The sequence below is a fragment of the Nonomuraea pusilla genome (assembly GCF_900109355.1).
Taxonomy (GTDB): Bacteria; Actinomycetota; Actinomycetes; order Streptosporangiales; family Streptosporangiaceae; genus Nonomuraea; species Nonomuraea pusilla.
In genome coordinates this window covers 97,822-114,569 of the sequence record NZ_FOBF01000021.1, presented here as the reverse complement: position 1 = coordinate 114,569, position 16,748 = coordinate 97,822, and the positions used below count along the sequence as shown (strand labels likewise).

Genomic DNA, 16,748 nt, shown 5'->3' with positions numbered 1-16,748 from the left:
AAGGGTGGATCAGGTGAAAATCCGGGTTAACCGTGAGGTTCTTGCCGATGCTGTGGCGTGGGCGGCCCGGGTCTTGCCCAGCCGCCCGGTGGCACCCGTCCTGTCGGGGCTGCTGCTGGAGGCCGGCGAGGAGCTGAGCCTGTCCGCGTTCGACTACGACGTCTCCGCACGGGCGGCCGTCGACGCCGACGTGGCCGAGGCGGGCCGGGTGCTCATCCCCGGCCGGCTGCTCGCCGAGATCAGCCGCAGTCTGCCCGGCGACGACGTCGAGATCGTCACCGAGGGGCCCGAGGCGGTGCTCACCTGCGGCAGCGCCGAGTTCGGCCTCGTCACCATGCCGGTCGAGGACTTCCCGGCGCTGCCGTCGATGCCGCCCGTCCTGGGCGCGATCGGCGGCGGGGTGTTCGCGTCGGCCGTGGGCCAGGTCGCGCCCGCCGCCAGCCGCGACGACACGCTGCCGATGCTCACCGGCATCAGGGTCGACATCGAGGACGAGTCGGTGGCCATGGCCGCCACCGACCGCTACCGCATCGCCGCCCGCGACTTCACCTGGCGGCCCGCCGCCCCCGGGGTGGCCGTCTCGGCGATGGTTCCGGCGCGGGTGCTGGTCGAGATCGCCAAGTCGCTGCGCGGCGGCGAGGTGCGCATCGGCATGGGCGACGGCGTGGCGGGGTTCGAGAGCGTCGGGCGCAGCACCACCGTCCGCCTGCTCGACGAGCAGTTCATCGACTACCGCGCCCGGCTCACGTCCGACTGGTCGATCAGGGCCGACGTGCAGGTGGCGCCGTTCGTCGCCGCGATCAAGCGGGTGGCGCTGGTCGCCGAGCGCAACACGGCGATCAGGCTGTCCTTCACGCAGGGCCAGGTGCTCATCCAGGCGGGCGGCGGCGACGTCGGCCGGGGCGCCGAGGTGGTCGGGTGCGAGCTGCGGGGCGACGACATCCAGATCGCGTTCCAGTCGCAGTTCCTGCTCGACGGCCTCACCGGCATCGAGACCGAACTGGCCCGCATCAACCTCGAATCGCCCACCAGGCCGGCGCTGATCCAGGACGTCCCGGGCGACGCGCAGCCCGACTTCCGCTACCTGGTCATGTCACTGCGCCTCGGCTGACGGGCGCCGCGCCACGAGGGCGAAGACCCTCTTGAACTCCGCGTACGCCTCCTCGCCCACGGCGTGGGCGTGCGCGGCCTCGATGGCGGCCATGATCGCATCGGCCTTGGCCATCTGGTCGAGCCCCTTCCTCGTGGGCACGATGAGCTTGGCCCTGCGGTCGGCCGGGTCGGGCTGCCGCTCGACGTAGCCGAGCTCCACCAGCTCGTCCACGAGCGTGCCGATCACCTGCTTGTGCTGGCCCGACTGCGCGGCGAGGTCGGTGGCCCTGCTGCCCTCCTCGTCGAGGTAGGCCAGCACGGCGCCGTGCCGTGGGCGCAGCCGGGGGTGGCCCTCCTCGGCCAGCCGGGTGAACAGCTCCTTCTGCACCCTGAACAGCGTCCGGCTCGCCAGGATGCCCAGGTCGGGCGTCTCCTGCTTGCGCATGCTCCTTCGCACGTCACACCCTCCAATTGGTCACTAATCTTGACCATCACTAATTCTTACTTTATTGTCGCAGACACGGAGTGATCGCGGAACCGTCCGGTTCCCGCCGTCGCCGCAGGCGCGCGCAGCGCGCCACGATCGAAAGCGAGCACCGAGCCATGACCATCCTGATCACCGGAGCCACCGGAACCGTCTCCAGCGCCGTCCTGACGTCCCTCGGCCGCACCGACGACGTACGCGTGCTGGTGCGTGACGCCTCCAGGGCCCCCGAGGGCGTGGAGGTCGCCGTGGGCGACCTGGACGACCCGTCGAGCCTCGACACGGCCTTCAAGGGCGTCGACACCGTGTGGCTGCTGACCGCCATGGGCCCGCAGGCGCCGCACGCCGGCATGAACGCCGTGTGGGCCGCCCGTCAGGCCGGAGTGCGGCACGTGGTCCGCATGTCCGCCATCGGGGCCGCCCACGACGCCCCCACCCGCAACGGCCGCCTGCACGCGATGTCCGACGCCGAACTGGCCGCCTCCGGCCTGGGCTGGACCGTGATCCGGCCGGCCTTCTTCATGCAGAACCTCTTCGGCTCCGTCGCCGGCGCCACCCTGTACGGCGGCTCGGCGAGGGACGGGTCGGCATGATCGACGTCCGGGACATCGGCGACTTCGCCGCCGCGGTGCTGCGCGACCCGTCCCCGCACCACGGCAGGACGTACACGATCACCGGCCCGGCGGCCCTGTCGCTGCGGGACGCCGCCGCCGACCTGGCGACCGTGTACGGCGAGCCCGTCACGTACCAGCCGCTGTCACCCGACGACGTGCGCGGCGCCATGCTGGAGTCCGGGGCGCCGGAGTGGATCGCCTCCGTCACCAAGGAGTACCTCGTGGCGTACGCCGCGGGCTGGGGCGACTTCACCACTCCCGACTTCGCCGAGGTCGTGGGCCGTCCGGCGCGTCCGTTCGCCGAGTTCGCGAGGGACCACGCCGGCCTGCTGCGCCCCTGACCGGGTGCGGAAGCTCTTCGGGCGTCAAAAAACCCGCCCCCACGCGGCAGGGGCGGGGGCGGGCTGTGGTCCTGGAGAGGTCAGGACTCGGTGAGAGCGATGAGGATGTGCTCCATGCAGGCGTGGCCGGCCCGCTCGGCGGCCGTGGCGTCGCCCGCCGCGATGGCCCGCACGATCGCGTCGTGGGGGATGAAGCTCCTGTCGAGCGACGTGCCCGCGGCCGTGATGCTGGCCCGCAGCGCGGCCGAGAAGTCTTCGTACAGGTCGATGAGCACCAGGTTGTGGGTGGCGTGCGCGACCGCCATGTGGAAGGCGAGGTCGGCCTCGACGAACAGGTCGGGATCGTCCAGCTCCCACGCCCGGTCGCGCTCGGCCAGCGCCGCCTCCATGCGGACGATGTCCTCGTCAGTGCGGCGGGTGGCGGCCAGGCGCGCCGACTCGACCTCGAGCGCACGCCGGACCTCCAGGATCTCCAGCTGCTCGGCCTGCCGCAGGCGCCTGAGCATCGCCCCGGACAGCTCGCTGGTGGCCCGGACGTACGTGCCGTCGCCCTGGCGGCATTCGAGCAGACCCGCGTGGGTCAGCGCGCGCACGGCCTCGCGGACGGTGTTGCGCCCCACCCCGAGCTGTTCGGCCAGCACGGTCTCGGTGGGGATCTTGCCGTTCATCTGCCACGACCCTGAGGTGATCTGCTCCTTGAGCTGATCGATCACCTGGTCGACGAGCGAAGCTCGCTGCGCCGTACGCAGACTCACAGTCCGCCTCCTCCGGGGAAACCAATCATCCTATGAGTCAATGACTGGTAGACCCTAGTATATTCCAGACTCTGGCCGCCAAGTCTGGAGGGGGCGGGTCAGCGGGCAATCGCGGCGTCGACGGTGACTCCGGCCATGACCGAGCGGACCCCGGCGGCTTCGAGTGCCCTACGATATGCGGCCGTCTGCTGTGGCCGGGACCCGGCCCGGCCGTACAGGTCGCCCAGCTCGCGCCAGCACCGCGCCGCCTGCCGGTCGGAGCCGAACACCGGACGGTCGAGCTCGTCGAGCAGCTCGCCCGCCCGCAGCAGGTGCTCGCCCGCGTCGCCGCCCAGGTCGAGGGCGACCGTGGCCAGCACGAGCCGCGCCTCCACCGGCGTGGTGCCCGAGCCGTCCTGCGCCAGCTCCAGCGCCGCCGCGGCCAGCTCGCCCGCCTTCGCGGGGTCGCCCGCCCGCAGCCGCACCCTGCCGTGGACGACCAGGCTCTCGCCGTGCTCGGCGGCCGCGGCCGGGACCGCGGCGAACGCCCGCGTCGCGCCCGCGACCAGGCGCTCGGCCTCGTCGATCGGCGACGACTCAAGACGCGCCCAGTGCATCGCCGCCCTGGCGAGCTGCAGCGCGAGCCGCGTCTGCCGCCCAGCCGTGATCGCGTCGTCGGCCAGCCTCACGGCCAGCGCGGAGTCCTCGCCGGCGGACGCCGCGATGCTCGCGTTCCACAGTGCGAGAATTTCTCCGGAACGGTCCACAACCTCAGGCGGGCCGCTCACGTCGAGCACGTCCTTGACGTACGAGAGGTGCGGGAAGCCGTTCTCGCTGCCGGTCTCGACCAGCGCGGCGGCCAGGTCGACGGCGATCTCGCCCTGCGTGATCGACAGCCGCTCGGCCTGCCGCAGCGCGTCGGCGGCCAGGTCGCGGGCCCGCAGGCGGTCGCCCGCCCGCTGGTAGCAGCGGCTCAGCGCGATCGTGATGGGGAGGTCGGCCAGGCGCTCGGGGTGGGCGGCGGCCTCCTTGCGCAGCCGCTCGTACGCCTCCACCGCCTGACCGAGCCGGCCCTGCGCCTCCAGCGCGCGCGCCCGGCCGAACCGGGCGTGCGCGGTGAGCATCGCGTTCTCCTCGTCGGCCGCCTTCACGATCTCCGTGAACCGGTCGGCGGCGACGCCGGGGTCACCGTGCTGCAGTTCGAGCTCGGCGTGGCGCAGGCCCAGTTCGGTGTCGATGCGCTGCCGAGGCTCGATCCCGTGGAGGAGGAACTCGGTGGTGCAGCCCAGCCTCTCGGCCAGAAGCCGCGCGACGACGGGAGTCGGCGTGCGCTTGCCCGACTCGATGAGCGAGACATAACTGTCAGACAGGTCGGGCCCGGCCAGTTGGGCCTGGGACATCCGCCTGTTCAGCCGCAGTCCGCGGACGCGGTCACCGATGGTTCCCTGACTCGGCATCTCATCTCTCAAGGCGGGAGGGGGTCAACAACACGCAATGATTGCATGAAGTCGCCGAATCTGGTATCCCCGCGTGAAGAAAACCGGGCCGGGAGATTAATCGTCGCCGTCGTCCTTGCCAGGGAAAAGCATCTGGCAGACCTCCAGGTACAAGGTCTCCGGATACGGAATGTACTCGACCGTGGACAGAGCCTGGTCCTGGCCGGCCGACTCGAGGATGAACTCGCCGTAACCGAGCATGCGCCCCAGCAGTGATCGCTGGAAGCTCATGTCGGTGACCTTGGCGAGCGGCATCATCGCGACCTTGCGGGTGATGAGCCCGGTGGTCAGCAGCATCCGCTTCGAGGTCACCACAAAGTAGTCGACCGACCACTCGGCGACTTTCCATACGAAGCGGATGAGCAGCAGCAGCCACAACCACCAGACGACCACCAGCGCCGTGCCGCCCGCCTCGCCGCCGCTGAAGAACTTGCTCAGCAGACCTGCGACGATCAGGCCGCCGAGCACCTCGGCGACCGGGCGGAGCAGCACGGCGGGGTGCCGGCGCACCATGATGACTTGTTGTTCCTGGGGGAGGAGGTAGCGGTTGACCGACGACGGAGCAGAGTCCCCGTGGGTCACAAGTCTCATGCGAGGTTGTTCACGAATTGGGCCAGCGAGTCGGCCGCGTTGAACATCGTGTCGAACGCCCCTCTCACCGCGTCAGCGGCGTCTGCTGGTCGTGCGAAGAGGTAGTACGCCACAAATGCGATACCACCGTATGTGAGGACTTTTTTGACCTGCACTGTCGCCTCCGTACCACTTCCACTCCACCCGCCGTCTACATTACCCATCCTCAAGGCCGGGTAAAGGTGGCTCGACGGGATAGTCCTGATCTTGGCTAACCGCGTTCGCTGGCCACGAGGGCCAGCACGTGAAGATGCTTGCGCGCGATGCGCTCGACGAGACTCGGATGGGCGTAACCCGTGACCTCCAGCGCGCCGTAGTGCGCCGCCTCGACGCATCGCGTTACGGTGATCGCGGAGTGGATCCCCGCGAACTCGTCGCGCAGCGCCGACTCGACGTCGGCGTACGGACTCTGGTCGTGCTCGATGTGATCATTCACGGAACACCTCGGCACCGGGCTTGTCGCTCATCGTGCTCCCCCACACGCATGCGGAAGTTGCCTTCCTGTCTCTGTGTACCCACACGACTACAGTATGTAACGGACAGGAGGCTGCGCGTGCCGAGAATGGGGTTTTTCGGGCGACCGAAGGTTGGATGAAGGCCGGCCGAGGGGGGAGCGGGGGAGGGTCAGACCACGCCGTACAGGCGGTCGCCGGCGTCGCCGAGGCCGGGGACGATGTAGCCCGACTCGTTCAGCCGCTCGTCCAGAGCCGCGGTGACCACCCGCACGGGCTTGCCGGATCCGGCGAAGACCTCGTCCATGTACGCGAGGCCCTCGGGCGCCGCCAGCAGGCAGATGGCCGTGACGTCCACGGCGCCCCTGTCGAACAGGAACTGCACGGCGGCGGCGAGCGTGCCGCCGGTGGCCAGCATCGGGTCGACGACGAAGCACTGCCGCCCCGACAGGTCGTCGGGCAGCCGCGTGGCGTACGTCTCGGCCTGGAGCGTGGACTCGTTGCGGATCATGCCGAGGAACCCGACCTCGGCGGTGGGGAGCAGCCTCGTCATGCCGTCGAGCATGCCCAGCCCGGCGCGCAGGATCGGCACCACCAGCGGGGAGGGCTTGGCGAGGCGCACGCCCCTGGCCGTGGACACGGGCGTCTCCACCGTGACCTCGGTGACCCGCACGTCGCGGGTGGCCTCGTACGCGAGCAGCGTCACCAGTTCGTCCGCGAGCCTGCGGAACGTCGGCGAGTCGGTGCGGACATCACGCAGCGTGGTGAGCTTGTGCGCCACGAGCGGATGGTCGACGACGAGGGTTTCCATAAGGGACAACGCTATCTTGTGGGACAAGCGGCAACGCTCCCGGTATGGGTTTTGATCACAATTTGGTCCGAGAGGCACACGGGTGGTGGCGGGTTCTGGAACGATTGGAGCCTGTAGAAACTCTGTCGTGTCAGAGGGTCGGGTGGGGATGGCGATGACAGACGAAGACGCGCTCGACTTCGCCATCGTGGTGTATCGCGAGGATGACCGCTGGGAGGCGGAGCTGCTCCCCGTGGCGCTCACGTCCGACCTGAAGGGCCTCGTCCAGGCGCTGCGCCAGCAGCCGAGCGAGAGCGGCACGATCGGCCTGGTCGCCGTCGGCGACGAGTTCTTCGTGGCCCTGCGCGTGCTGGGCGAGCGCGTCGACGTGTTCCTCTCCGACATCGCCGCGTCCTGGGACTACCCCCTGGCGCGGCAGGTCCTCGACTACCTCGACGTGCCGGTCCCCGACGAGGAGGAGCTCGACGAGATCCTCCAGGACGAGGAGACGGTGCTGCCCGCGGGCGATCTGTCGATCTTCGCCGATCTCGGGTTGGACGAGATGGAGCTGGGCATCCTTTCCGGCGACATCGACCTGATGCCCGAAGATGTGTTGTCCAGCATCGCCGCGCGGCTCGGCTTCTCAGAGCCGTTCGAGCGTGCCATCGAATCGGTCTTCGGCTGACCCCTGGAGCGCGGACATGGCGTCGAACACCTTCTCTGCGGCTTTCGTCAGGACCCCTACCGGCTGGAGCGGCGCCGAGGTCGATCTGCGCGACGCCGAGATCGTCGACGACCTGGGCGACGCCGTCACCGAGGCCCTGGGCCTGACCGGCGAGGAGCTCGCGCTGCTCTGCGTCGAGGTCGAGGACGAGTGGTTCGCCATCGTCCGCTACCGCGACGACGACGAGCCCCGTGTCTTCCTCTCCGACGCCCACGCCGTGCTCTCCGACCGGCTGGGCGAGCTGTTCGCCGAGTTCGCCGGGGTCGTCCCCGACAAGGAGGGCAACGGCCTCGGCGTGCGCCCGGCCGGCGACTTCGAGCTGCTGAACGACCTCGGCGTCAGCTCCGAGGAACTGCTCGAACTGAGCATGGAAGAGGGCATGCTCCCGGCCGACATCCTCTCGGTGATCGCCGAGCGGCTGTCGTTCGCCGACGAGCTCGACCGGTTGCGGTGACCGACGACGAGGCGATGGCCCTCGCCCTCGCCGAGGCGTCCGCCGCCGCGGACAGGGGTGAGGTGCCGGTCGGGGCGGTCGTGCTCGGGCCCGGCGGCGAGGTCCTGTCGGCCGCGGGCAACGACCGCGAGGCGGGCGCCGACCCCACGGCCCACGCCGAGGTGCTCGCGCTCAGGCGCGCCGCCGCCGCGCGCGGCCGGTGGCGGCTCGACGGCTGCACGCTCGTGGTGACCCTGGAGCCCTGCACGATGTGCGCGGGAGCCGCCGTGCTCGCCCGGGTGGCCCGCATCGTGTACGGCGCGGTCGACGAGAAGGGCGGGGCCGTCGGCTCGCTCTGGGACGTCGTACGCGATCGCCGGCTCAACCATCGGCCCGAGGTCGTGATGGGCGTGCGGGCCGCCGAGAGCGCCGAGATCCTCAAGACGTTCTTTGCCACTCGCAGGATCCGGTAAGCTCGTCGGCGGTGGTGTCGCCTAGTGGCCGAGGGCGCACGCCTCGAAAGCGTGTGATGGGGCAACTCATCCGTGGGTTCAAATCCCACCACCACCGCCACCAGGGGCCTCCGCGTCAGCGGAGGCCCTTTTTCGTGCCCGCGTTCCGCGAGTTCTCGTGCCCGCGTTCTGCGAGGGGAAGGCGGCCGCGGCTCCGCGGGAGTTCCTGGGGGCGCGGGAAGGGGCCACCGCGGTGGTGGCCCCTTCTCCTCGGGTCGTGGTCAGGCCGGCAGGTCGAGCACGCGGGCGTGCAGGATCGTGCGCTGGTGCAGGGCCGCGCGCAGCGCCCGGTGCAGGCCGTCCTCCAGGTACAGCTCGCCCTGCCACTGCACGACGTGGGGGAACAGGTCGCCGTAGAACGTGGAGTCGGCGGCGAGCAGGGAATGCAGGTCCAGCATGGCTTTCGTGGTGATCAAAGAGTCGAGCCGGACCTGCCTCGGGGGTATCTGAGCCCACTCTCGGTTCGTCAGACCGTGTTCGGGATATGGGCGTCCGTCGCCGACCAGCTTGAAGATCACCCCATTCATTTTAGGAGAGAACCGGGTCCTTCGCGCTATCCTCGCCCATCAGCCCAGGTCAGACTGGTTGCAATCGCCCGCCCGGCCGTTTTCGTAGCCGCGCTGGAAGGCGTCGACGCGCTGCTTCGACGTGCCGTGCGTGAACGATTCGGGGTCGATTCTGCCCTGGGTCCGCTGCTGGATTCTGTCGTCGCCGACGGCCGCCGCGGCGTCCAGCGCTTCGGCGATTTCGTGCGTCGTGAAAGGTTTTTCGTAGAAGCCGGTTTTCACGGCGTTGTGCGCCCATACTCCGGCGTAGCAGTCGGCCTGGAGCTCGACCGGGACCGAACTGCCGGACCTGAGGTCGCCGAGGAGGTCCTGGACGTGGTGGCCGTACTCGTGGGCGATCACGTACGCCTGGGCGAACGGACCGCCCTTGGCCCCGAACTGCTGGTGGAGCTGGCCGAAGAAGCTCAGGTCGAGGTAGACGCGCTGGTCGCTCGGGCAGTAGAAGGGGCCGACGGCCGCGCTCGCGGTGCCGCACGGGGTGCGCAGGCTGCCGGAGTAGAGCACGGTCCTGGCGTTCCTGTATCCCGAGACCTCCTGCTTCCAGTAGTCCTGGATGCTGTTGACCACGCCCACCACGCGGCACTTCTCGGACTGGTCGGCGTCCTTGCCGGTCCTGCACTGCTCGGAGAGGTTGGAGCTGGGCTGCCGCTGCACGGGGCGGCCGCCGCTCCCGCCCCCGCCGTCGCCCAGGTTGTTGAGGACGAGCACCACGATCAGCGCGATCAGGCCGACGACGCCGCCTCCGCCGACGATCACGCCGCCGGGGAACCCGCCTCCTCCTCCGCCGCCGCTCCCGCCGACGTCTTCCACCTGGGAGGGGTCGAGGTTGACGTCGTCCCTGAAGTCCATCGTTGACGTCCCTTCTCGGTGCTGCCGGGAGAAGAGCTTCCCCGATGGGCGGCCGGGACACGCGGGCAGGGTGCCCCTCCCCGGTGACACCATGGTGATTTTTATGGATATGCCGGATACCCTGCCGCCATGACAGGTGGTCTGATCGGCATCGCGCTGGTGTCCCTGGGGATGGTCCTGACCCCCGGGCCGAACATGATCTACCTGGTCTCACGCTCCATCACCCAGGGCCGCAGAGCCGGCCTGATCTCCCTGACCGGCGTCGCGCTCGGCTTCACGGTCTACCTGACCGCCACCTGCCTCGGGCTCACCGCCGTCTTCGCGTACGTGCCCGCCGCCTACACCGCGCTCAAGCTCGGAGGCGCCGCGTACCTGCTCTGGCTCGCGTGGAGCGCCGTCCGGCCGGGCGGCACCTCCGCCTTCCAGCCCCGCGAGCTGCCCGTCGAGCGTCCGGGCAAGCTCTTCAGCATGGGGCTGCTGACCTGCCTGCTCAACCCCAAGATCGCGATCCTGTACCTGTCGCTGCTGCCGCAGTTCGTGGACCCCGCGCTCGGGCACGTCCTGCTGCAGAGTCTCGCGCTCGGCTCGGTGCAGATCGCCATCGGCACCCTGGTCAACGGCGTCATCGCGGTCTCGGCGGGCGGCCTCGCCGCGTTCCTGGCCCGCCGCCCGACGTGGCTGCGCGTCCAGCGGTACGCCATGGGCACCGTGCTCGGCGTCTTCGCCGTCCACATGGCCACCGACCGCTCCAGGGCCCTCGTCGCCGCCTGACGCCCCCTCGGCGCGCGGACTCACCTGCCGGTCGTGAGGACCATGCGGTAGCGGGCGTCGCCGGACAGCATGCGGTCGTAGGCCAGGCCGACCTCGTCCAGGGGGCGGGTCTCCGTCATGGGCCGTACACCGGTCAGGGCCGCGAAGCGCAGGGTCTCCTCGACGTCGCGCGCGGTGCCGGACGGGTGGCCGTGGACGGACCTGCTGGTCGCGATGAGCTGGAAAGGGCTGACCCGGATGGGTTCCGGCGTGGCGCCGAGCACGACGAGCGTGCCGTTGGGACGCAGCCCGTCGACGGCGGCGCTCATGGCGTCGGAGCTGGCTGCGGTGGCGAGCACGACCTTCGCGCCGCCCAGGGCCCGCAGCCGACCGGCGACGTCACCGGCGTCGGCGTCGATGTAGTGGTGGGCGCCGAACGTCCTCGCCGCGTCGGCCTTGCCGGCGCCCCGCGCGACGGCCACGGTCTCGAACCCGAGCCTGGAGGCGAACTGCACGCCCAGGTGGCCGAGCCCACCCAGGCCGAGCACGGCGACCAGGTCGCCCGGCCTGGCCGCGCTGCGCCGCAACGCGTTGAACGTGGACACGCCGGCGCAGCCCATGGGCGCGGCCTCGACCGCGGTGAGCTCGTCGGGGATGCGGGCGGGCGCGGACGCGGGGACGACCACGGACTCGGCGTAGCCGCCCGGGTAGGCCCAGCCGGGAACCTGGAGGTGCGCGCAGTGGATGAGGTCGCCTTCACGGCAGGCCAGGCAGGTTCCGCAGTTGCCGCCGAACCAGCCGACGGCCACCCGCTCGCCCACCTCCCAGCCCTCGACGCCGTCGCCGACCGCGTCGACGCGTCCGGCGATCTCGTGCCCCGGCACCAGCGGGAACCGCACGTCGGGGAAGGCGGCGTCGACGAACGCCGCGTCGGACCGGCAGACGCCGCAGGCCTCGACCGTCACGCGGACCTGCCCACGGCGGGGCTCGGGCAGCTCGCGTTCGACCAGCCTGAACGGGCCGCCGGCCTCGGCGACCTGGGCGGATCGGAAGGTCGGCGGTTCGGCGGAAGCTCTCGCGGACATGACGGACCTCTTCCTGAGGAGTCTGTGGGTGAGGGAGGAACCGGTCTCGCCGGCCCCATGTCCAGCACACCACCTCCGTGCCGTCCACGACCGCTGTGAGCAGGCCCTGCACGGGCAGGCACCGTCGAGGCAGGTACTGACAGGGCCACCCGGACGCAGGCCCGCCGCCGGCGGATGGACCACACTGGTGGCATGGACCGCAGCAGCGAGCTCGCCGGCTTCCTGCGCTCCCGCCGCGCCCGGATCACTCCCGACCTGGCGGGGCTGCCGGAGGACGGCCGCGCCCGGCGGGTGCCGGGGCTCCGCCGCGAGGAGGTCGCCCGCCTCGCCGGCGTGAGCACCGAGTACTACACCCGCCTCGAACAGGGCCGCGTCGGAACCCCTTCCCCGGAGGTCGTCGAGGCCGTCGCGCGTGCCCTCAACCTTGATCCAGCTGAGCGTGAGCACCTCACCGACCTGCTGGTACGCCCCACCTCCGCGCGCCGCGCCCCCGCCGCTCCGCAGCGGGTCCGCCCCGGCCTGCACCTCATGCTCCAGACCCTGGAGCACGTCCCCGCCTTCGTCGTCGGCCGGCGCACCGACGTGCTGGCCGCCAACCACCTGGCGCGCGAGGTCCTCACCGACTTCGACGCCCTTCCCGTGCCGCAGCGCAACCTCGCCCGCTACTACCTCCTGGACCCCGGGGCCCGCGACCGTGTCGGGGACTGGGCGCGGATCGCCGCCGAGACCGTCGCCATCCTCCGCCTCGAAGCGGGTCGTCACCCGCACGACCGGCGGCTCGCCGATCTCGTGGGTGAGCTGACCCTGCGTTCACCCGAATTCAGCACCTGGTGGAACGACCATCGCGTCCTGCGCCGCACCCACGGCACCAAGCACTACCGCCACCCCGTCGTCGGCGACCTCCACTTCGCCTACGAGTCCTTCCAACCGCCCGGCGACCCCGACCAGCTCCTGTGCGTCTACAACCCCGAACCCGGCTCCGCCACCGCCGAAGCGCTGCGGCTGCTGAGCAGCTGGACCGCCTCCGGCGCCCATCGCGGAGATCGGCGCGCGTAGCGGGCGCCGCTACCAGGTGGCCGGCAGGGCGGCCACGCCGTAGATGGTGCCCCGCGGACGCAGCGGCACCTCCCCGGCCGGTACGGCCAGCCGCAGCCCGGGGAAGCGGCGCAGCAGCGCGGGGAAGGCCAGCCGCATCTCCAGCCGGGCCAGTTGCTGGCCCAGGCACTGATGGATGCCGTGGCTGAAGCCCAGCTGCTGCCCCGCGTCCCTGGTGACGTCGAAGCGGTCGGGGTCGGGGAAGCGGCTGGGGTCGCGGTTGACGGCCGGGAGGGAGATCGTCACGGTCTCCCCCGCCTTGATCGTCTGCCCGGCGAGCGGCACGTCGGACCTGGCGACCCTGATCGGGCCGATGTGGATGATGCTGAGGTAGCGCATCAGCTCCTCGACCGCGGTGCCCGCGACGCCGGGATCGGTGCGTACCAGCTCGGCCTGCTCGGGGCGGCACAGCAGCAGGAACGTGCCCAGGCCCAGCATGTTCGCGGTCGTCTCGTGCCCGGCGGTCAGCAGCAGCGTGGCCACCCCGGTGAGCTCCTCGTGGTCGAGCTCGCCTCCGGTGACGAGCTCGCTGAGCAGGTCCTGACCGGGTTCGGCCCGCTTGCGCCCGACCAGCTCCGACAGGTAGCCCATCAGCTCGGCGCCCGCCGCGCCCCGCTGTTCGATGGAGTTGTCGAGGTTCACCGCCTGCGCGGTGGTCTCCTGGAAGCGCGCACGCTCGCCGTACGGCACGCCGAGCAGCTCGCAGATCACCAGCGACGGCACCGGCAGCGCGAACGCGCGGACCAGGTCCACGGGGGCTTCCGCGCGGGCCATCTCGTCGAGCCGACCGTCGATGATCTCCTGGATCCTGGGCTCCAGGCTGCGCATCTTCCGCATGCTGAAGTGCCCGGTCAGCAGCCTGCGGTAGCGGGAGTGCTCGGGGTCGTCCATCGCGAGGAAGAAGCCCGGCGGGACCACCAGGTCCGTCAGGCCCTCCGGCGGCGCCAGCTCCTTGATCGGCGGCGCGGCGCCCTGGGAGGTGTTGCTGAACCGCGGGTCGTCGAGCACCGCGCGGGCCTCGGCGTAGCCCGTGACCAGCCAGCCGGGGCGCCCGTCGGCGTAGGTCATCCGGTGCAGCGCTCCGTGGAGCTCTTTCAGTACGGCAGGCGGCTGGAACGGGTCCTCCCGTTCGACCGGCAGCGTGTCGAGGGTTTCCATGCCTGCCAGCAAAGCGCACAGACTGCGAAATTGCAACGTATGCATAAACGCGGGCTGTGCGGTAAGGTGGCGGCGTGCAAGGACATCGCGAACGCAAGAAGATCCGCACCCGCCGTGCCCTGCTGGAGGCCGCGGTACGGCTGTTCGACGAGCGGGGCTACGAGCAGACCACCGTCGCCGAGATCGCGGCGGCGGCCGACGTGGCGCCGCGGACCTTCTTCGCGTACTTCGCGAGCAAGGAGGACGTGCTCTTCCTCCACGCCGAGAGCCGCGAGCGGGTCATGCTGGACGTGATCGCCGGACGGATACCGGGAGAGCCCCTGGGAGACCTGCTGGGCCGGGTGTTCGAGGCGCTGGTACGCGGCATCTCCGAGGACGACGAACTGGACTTCGCGCTGTCGCCGCTGCGGGCCCGGCTGCTGTTCACCGAGCCCGCGCTGCGGGCCCGCGGGCTGACGCTCATGCTGGAGGTGCAGCCCCGGCTGGCCCGGGCGCTGTGCGAGGTCTACCCCGAGCTCGATCCGGTGTCGGCCGGGGCGGCGGTCGGGAGCTACATGGGCGCGCTGGCCGTGGCAGGACTGGTCGCCCAGCAGCAGGGCGGCTCGAACGAGGACGTCCTGAACGCCGGACGGCGAGGCATCGAGATCGCGGTCAACGGCCTGTCGAGCCTCGGCGCCACCCCCTGACCACGCCCACGGTCAACCGCGGAGCTTCGCGTTGAGCCGGGCCGCCTGTCGCGTGAGATGGTCGCGTTCGGGGAGGTTGGGCGCTGATCGGGCCGCTTCGGCGTAGAGCCGTGCCGCGGTCACCAGGTCGCCGTCACGCTCGTGCAGGTACGCCGCGGCGGCGGTGTGACGGGGCAGGGCGGGGTCGAGCTCCGCCAGGGCGGCCAGGCCGGCCCTCGGGCCGTCCGCCTCGCCGACCGCGACCGCCCGGTTGAGGCGGGCCACCGGGCTGCCGGTGAGGCGTACCAGCTCGTCGTACCACTCGACGATCTGCACCCAGTCGGTCTCCTCCGCCGTTCGGGCGTCGGCGTGCAGCGCGGCGATGGCGGCCTGGGCCTGGAACTCGCCCAGCCGGTCGCGGGCGAGAGCGGCCTGCAGCACGTCGACGCCCTCGGCGATCAGGCGGGTGTCCCACAGGCCGCGGTCCTGCTCGGCCAGAGGCACCAGCCTGCCGTCGGCGGCCGTCCGCGCCGGGCGGCGGGCGTGGTGGAGCAGCATGAGCGCGAGCAGGCCCGCCACCTCCTCGTGCCTGGTCCTGGCCGCGAGCTCCCGGGTGAGCCGGATCGCCTCGGCGGCGAGGTCGACGTCGCCGGAGTACCCCTCGTTGAAGACGAGGTAGAGCACGCGCAGGACCGTGGCGACGTCGCCCGCCTGGTCGAACCGCACGGACGAGACGGTCCGCTTGGCGCGGCTGATGCGCTGCGCCATCGTCGCCTCCGGCACGAGGTAGGCCTGCGCGATCTGGCGCGTGGTCAGGCCGCCGACCGCGCGCAGCGTCAGCGCGACGGCCGAGGCCGGAGTCAGGGACGGGTGCGCGCACAGGAAGTACAGCTGGAGCGTGTCGTCCGTCGTCTCGCCCCGGCCAGGCTCAGGCTCGGCCTCGACCAGCGCCTCGCGGTGCCGCCGCGAGGTGTCGGCGCGGGCGGCGTCCAGGAACTTGCGCCAGGCCACGGTGACCAGCCAGCCCTTGGGGTCCCGCGGCGGATCGTCCCGCCACACGCGTACGGCCTCGATCAGGGCGTCCTGCACGGCGTCCTCGGCCGCCGCGAAGTCGGCTCCGCGACGGACGAGGACGCTGATCACCGTGGGGGTGAGGGTCCGCAGCAGGGACTCGTCCACCGTGCGTCACTCCGTGATAGTCGGGGACGCGTACAGGAACGGGCGCACCTCCAGCCACTCGTGGATCGGCTCGCCGCCCGCGCCCGGAGCCGCCGACAGCTCGGCGGCCAGTTCGAGCGCCCGCTCATAGGTCTCGACGTCGATCACCATCCAGCCGGCGATCAGGTCCTTGGTCTCCGCGAACGGGCCGTCGGTGACCGGCGGACGCCCCTCGCCGTCGTAGCGGACGAACGTGCCCTCCTGGGAGAGCGCCTGGCTGTCGACGAACTCGCCGGTGCTCTCGAGCCGGGCCGCGAAGTCCCGCATGTACTGGAGGTGGGCCGAGAGCTCCTCCGGCGTCCACTGGTCCATCGGCACGTCGTTGACCGCCGCCGGCGCGCCCCGGTAGTGCTTGAGGAGCAGGTACTTGGCCATCGTCTTTTCTCCTTCGTGCGGTACGGCCCATTGTGGCCGGTGTTCACTGCTGGGACGGAGCCGCGAGCGGGTTCTCGACATCCCGTCGCGACTTTCTTGCGGTGGATCTCCGCGGCCTGCGACAGGCGGGCCGCTCAGGCGCGCCGGCGTTCCTCGCGCTGCCGCACCAGCTCCTCGACCGCGGTCGGCAGGGTCGTCTCGAAGTCGATCAGCTTCGCCCACGTCGGGGTCACGACGATCCGGACCATGCCGTCGTGGTAGAGCGAGCGCACCTCCGCCTCCCACTCGACCCGCTGCTCCGGCGTCATCTGGTAGCTGCCGTTCATCTGGAGGTACTCGTCCGGGATGCCGTCCACGGCGTCCAGCTCGGCCCGGCCCCGGATGAGCAAGATCTTGGGCGGGTGCACCTCGGTGTCGATCGTCAGGGCGACCATCGGGTTCCGGCGCAGGGCCGGGAGCTTCGGGGCGTTCTTCGACGTGCACATGACGATCTCCGAGCCGTTCCAGGTGAACGCGATCGGGACGTTGCGCGGCGTGCCGTCCTTCGCGATGTAGGCGAGGCGGGTCACGTCGCGGGCCAGCAGTTCCCGGCTGGTCGGCCGGCTCAGAATCTCGGTGATCTCGTGCGGTTGCATGGTCGTTCCCTTCCTTTGTCCCTGGGACGGAGCCGGCGGAGCATTCTCGA

22 protein-coding genes and 1 tRNA gene are annotated in these 16,748 nt (G+C 71.0%); 10 read left to right on the top strand and 13 right to left on the bottom strand.

All coding sequences use genetic code 11. From position 1 onward, the window contains the following. Positions 1-13: 13 nt before the first annotated feature. Positions 14-1,111, top strand: a complete 1,098-nt coding sequence (gene dnaN, locus BMX74_RS33545; protein WP_055509005.1) for a DNA polymerase III subunit beta — start codon at positions 14-16, stop codon at positions 1,109-1,111. Here the strand turns inward: dnaN and BMX74_RS33540 are convergent. Further along, on the bottom strand, positions 1,094-1,537 hold the full coding sequence (locus BMX74_RS33540; protein WP_091104569.1) for a MarR family winged helix-turn-helix transcriptional regulator: 444 nt from the start codon (positions 1,535-1,537) through the stop codon (positions 1,094-1,096). The genes dnaN and BMX74_RS33540 overlap by 18 nt on opposite strands. Before the next feature lie 158 nt (positions 1,538-1,695). Between BMX74_RS33540 and BMX74_RS45950 the strand changes: the two genes are divergently transcribed. Together BMX74_RS45950 and BMX74_RS45945 are read left to right on the top strand one after the other, a co-directional pair. Then, a complete protein-coding gene (locus BMX74_RS45950; RefSeq protein ID WP_256257421.1) occupies positions 1,696-2,169 on the top strand; it encodes an NAD(P)H-binding protein in 474 nt (157 codons plus the stop codon). Then, positions 2,166-2,531 (top strand): Rossmann-fold NAD(P)-binding domain-containing protein, encoded by a 366-nt coding sequence (locus tag BMX74_RS45945; RefSeq protein WP_256257420.1) that lies wholly within the window; start codon positions 2,166-2,168, stop codon positions 2,529-2,531. Before BMX74_RS45950 ends, BMX74_RS45945 begins: the two co-directional genes overlap by 4 nt. Before the next feature lie 80 nt (positions 2,532-2,611). Here the strand turns inward: BMX74_RS45945 and BMX74_RS33530 are convergent, their stop codons facing one another. From BMX74_RS33530 to upp, 5 genes are all read right to left on the bottom strand, one after another. Next, positions 2,612-3,286 (bottom strand): FadR/GntR family transcriptional regulator, encoded by a 675-nt coding sequence (locus BMX74_RS33530; protein WP_055508999.1) that lies wholly within the window; start codon positions 3,284-3,286, stop codon positions 2,612-2,614. A 98-nt stretch (positions 3,287-3,384) separates the two neighbouring features. After that, the gene (locus tag BMX74_RS33525) at positions 3,385-4,722 is read right to left on the bottom strand and encodes a helix-turn-helix domain-containing protein (protein ID WP_055508997.1); all 1,338 of its coding nucleotides are present in this window, start codon (positions 4,720-4,722) and stop codon (positions 3,385-3,387) included. A 96-nt stretch (positions 4,723-4,818) separates the two neighbouring features. Beyond that, positions 4,819-5,352 carry a PH domain-containing protein gene (locus tag BMX74_RS33520; RefSeq protein WP_055508995.1) on the bottom strand — a complete coding sequence of 178 codons (534 nt, stop codon included), beginning with the start codon at positions 5,350-5,352 and terminating at the stop codon, positions 4,819-4,821. A gap of 250 nt (positions 5,353-5,602) precedes the next feature. After that, a complete protein-coding gene (locus BMX74_RS33515; RefSeq protein ID WP_055508993.1) occupies positions 5,603-5,827 on the bottom strand; it encodes a hypothetical protein in 225 nt (74 codons plus the stop codon). Positions 5,828-6,015: 188 nt separating this feature from the next. Further along, the gene (gene upp / locus BMX74_RS33510; protein ID WP_055508992.1) at positions 6,016-6,654 is read right to left on the bottom strand and encodes a uracil phosphoribosyltransferase; all 639 of its coding nucleotides are present in this window, start codon (positions 6,652-6,654) and stop codon (positions 6,016-6,018) included. A gap of 148 nt (positions 6,655-6,802) precedes the next feature. Between upp and BMX74_RS33505 the strand changes: the two genes are divergently transcribed. The 4 genes from BMX74_RS33505 (at position 6,803) to BMX74_RS33490 (ending at position 8,363) form a co-directional block, all read left to right on the top strand. Then, positions 6,803-7,318, top strand: a complete 516-nt coding sequence (locus tag BMX74_RS33505; protein WP_420538157.1) for a tRNA adenosine deaminase-associated protein — start codon at positions 6,803-6,805, stop codon at positions 7,316-7,318. A gap of 16 nt (positions 7,319-7,334) precedes the next feature. Beyond that, entirely contained in the window at positions 7,335-7,811 is a 477-nt protein-coding gene (locus BMX74_RS33500; protein WP_055508987.1) for a tRNA adenosine deaminase-associated protein, read from the top strand. Continuing rightward, positions 7,808-8,263: a nucleoside deaminase gene (locus tag BMX74_RS33495; protein WP_337959870.1), complete on the top strand. Its 456-nt coding sequence runs from the start codon at positions 7,808-7,810 to the stop codon at positions 8,261-8,263. Before BMX74_RS33500 ends, BMX74_RS33495 begins: the two co-directional genes overlap by 4 nt. Positions 8,264-8,273: 10 nt before the next feature. Continuing rightward, positions 8,274-8,363, top strand: a tRNA-Ser gene (locus BMX74_RS33490). A 160-nt stretch (positions 8,364-8,523) separates the two neighbouring features. Here BMX74_RS33490 and BMX74_RS33485 read toward each other — a convergent pair. Together BMX74_RS33485 and ypfJ are read right to left on the bottom strand one after the other, a co-directional pair. Then, entirely contained in the window at positions 8,524-8,829 is a 306-nt protein-coding gene (locus tag BMX74_RS33485; protein ID WP_439951533.1) for a type II toxin-antitoxin system VapB family antitoxin, read from the bottom strand. Between the two features lie 39 nt (positions 8,830-8,868). Further along, positions 8,869-9,717: a KPN_02809 family neutral zinc metallopeptidase gene (ypfJ, locus tag BMX74_RS33480; protein WP_091104567.1), complete on the bottom strand. Its 849-nt coding sequence runs from the start codon at positions 9,715-9,717 to the stop codon at positions 8,869-8,871. Positions 9,718-9,846: 129 nt separating this feature from the next. Between ypfJ and BMX74_RS33475 the strand changes: the two genes are divergently transcribed. Further along, on the top strand, positions 9,847-10,488 hold the full coding sequence (locus BMX74_RS33475; RefSeq protein WP_055508982.1) for a LysE family translocator: 642 nt from the start codon (positions 9,847-9,849) through the stop codon (positions 10,486-10,488). Positions 10,489-10,508: 20 nt separating this feature from the next. Here the strand turns inward: BMX74_RS33475 and BMX74_RS33470 are convergent, their stop codons facing one another. Next, positions 10,509-11,552, bottom strand: coding sequence for an alcohol dehydrogenase catalytic domain-containing protein (locus tag BMX74_RS33470; RefSeq protein ID WP_055508980.1), 1,044 nt, complete (start codon positions 11,550-11,552; stop codon positions 10,509-10,511). 192 nt (positions 11,553-11,744) lie between these two features. Between BMX74_RS33470 and BMX74_RS33465 the strand changes: the two genes are divergently transcribed. After that, positions 11,745-12,608 carry a helix-turn-helix transcriptional regulator gene (locus BMX74_RS33465; RefSeq protein WP_055508978.1) on the top strand — a complete coding sequence of 288 codons (864 nt, stop codon included), beginning with the start codon at positions 11,745-11,747 and terminating at the stop codon, positions 12,606-12,608. A 9-nt stretch (positions 12,609-12,617) separates the two neighbouring features. Here the strand turns inward: BMX74_RS33465 and BMX74_RS33460 are convergent, their stop codons facing one another. Then, positions 12,618-13,805, bottom strand: a complete 1,188-nt coding sequence (locus BMX74_RS33460) for a cytochrome P450 (RefSeq protein ID WP_091104566.1) — start codon at positions 13,803-13,805, stop codon at positions 12,618-12,620. Positions 13,806-13,879: 74 nt separating this feature from the next. Between BMX74_RS33460 and BMX74_RS33455 the strand changes: the two genes are divergently transcribed. Beyond that, positions 13,880-14,491 (top strand): TetR/AcrR family transcriptional regulator, encoded by a 612-nt coding sequence (locus tag BMX74_RS33455; protein ID WP_091104564.1) that lies wholly within the window; start codon positions 13,880-13,882, stop codon positions 14,489-14,491. 12 nt (positions 14,492-14,503) lie between these two features. On the opposite strand, the gene BMX74_RS33450 is transcribed toward BMX74_RS33455, so the two are convergent. The 3 genes from BMX74_RS33450 to BMX74_RS33440 all read right to left on the bottom strand — a co-directional run bounded on the left by BMX74_RS33450 (position 14,504) and on the right by BMX74_RS33440 (position 16,698). After that, positions 14,504-15,649, bottom strand: coding sequence for an RNA polymerase sigma factor (locus tag BMX74_RS33450; protein ID WP_091104563.1), 1,146 nt, complete (start codon positions 15,647-15,649; stop codon positions 14,504-14,506). 6 nt (positions 15,650-15,655) lie between these two features. Beyond that, positions 15,656-16,063, bottom strand: a complete 408-nt coding sequence (locus BMX74_RS33445; RefSeq protein ID WP_055508970.1) for a YciI family protein — start codon at positions 16,061-16,063, stop codon at positions 15,656-15,658. Positions 16,064-16,197: 134 nt separating this feature from the next. Beyond that, positions 16,198-16,698, bottom strand: coding sequence for a pyridoxamine 5'-phosphate oxidase family protein (locus BMX74_RS33440; RefSeq protein ID WP_055508969.1), 501 nt, complete (start codon positions 16,696-16,698; stop codon positions 16,198-16,200). Positions 16,699-16,748 lie beyond the last annotated feature (50 nt).

Coding starts and splice junctions, on each gene's coding strand:
- BMX74_RS33540 (WP_091104569.1), bottom strand. CDS start 1,537: ATGCGCAAGCAGGAGACGCCCGACCTGGGCATCCTGGCGAGCCGGACG.
- BMX74_RS45950 (WP_256257421.1), top strand. CDS start 1,696: ATGACCATCCTGATCACCGGAGCCACCGGAACCGTCTCCAGCGCCGTC.
- BMX74_RS45945 (WP_256257420.1), top strand. CDS start 2,166: ATGATCGACGTCCGGGACATCGGCGACTTCGCCGCCGCGGTGCTGCGC.
- BMX74_RS33525 (WP_055508997.1), bottom strand. CDS start 4,722: ATGCCGAGTCAGGGAACCATCGGTGACCGCGTCCGCGGACTGCGGCTG.
- BMX74_RS33520 (WP_055508995.1), bottom strand. CDS start 5,352: ATGAGACTTGTGACCCACGGGGACTCTGCTCCGTCGTCGGTCAACCGC.
- upp (WP_055508992.1), bottom strand. CDS start 6,654: ATGGAAACCCTCGTCGTCGACCATCCGCTCGTGGCGCACAAGCTCACC.
- BMX74_RS33505 (WP_420538157.1), top strand. CDS start 6,803: ATGGCGATGACAGACGAAGACGCGCTCGACTTCGCCATCGTGGTGTAT.
- BMX74_RS33500 (WP_055508987.1), top strand. CDS start 7,335: ATGGCGTCGAACACCTTCTCTGCGGCTTTCGTCAGGACCCCTACCGGC.
- BMX74_RS33485 (WP_439951533.1), bottom strand. CDS start 8,829: ATGAATGGGGTGATCTTCAAGCTGGTCGGCGACGGACGCCCATATCCC.
- ypfJ (WP_091104567.1), bottom strand. CDS start 9,717: ATGGACTTCAGGGACGACGTCAACCTCGACCCCTCCCAGGTGGAAGAC.
- BMX74_RS33475 (WP_055508982.1), top strand. CDS start 9,847: ATGACAGGTGGTCTGATCGGCATCGCGCTGGTGTCCCTGGGGATGGTC.
- BMX74_RS33470 (WP_055508980.1), bottom strand. CDS start 11,552: ATGTCCGCGAGAGCTTCCGCCGAACCGCCGACCTTCCGATCCGCCCAG.
- BMX74_RS33465 (WP_055508978.1), top strand. CDS start 11,745: ATGGACCGCAGCAGCGAGCTCGCCGGCTTCCTGCGCTCCCGCCGCGCC.
- BMX74_RS33460 (WP_091104566.1), bottom strand. CDS start 13,805: ATGGAAACCCTCGACACGCTGCCGGTCGAACGGGAGGACCCGTTCCAG.
- BMX74_RS33445 (WP_055508970.1), bottom strand. CDS start 16,063: ATGGCCAAGTACCTGCTCCTCAAGCACTACCGGGGCGCGCCGGCGGCG.
- BMX74_RS33440 (WP_055508969.1), bottom strand. CDS start 16,698: ATGCAACCGCACGAGATCACCGAGATTCTGAGCCGGCCGACCAGCCGG.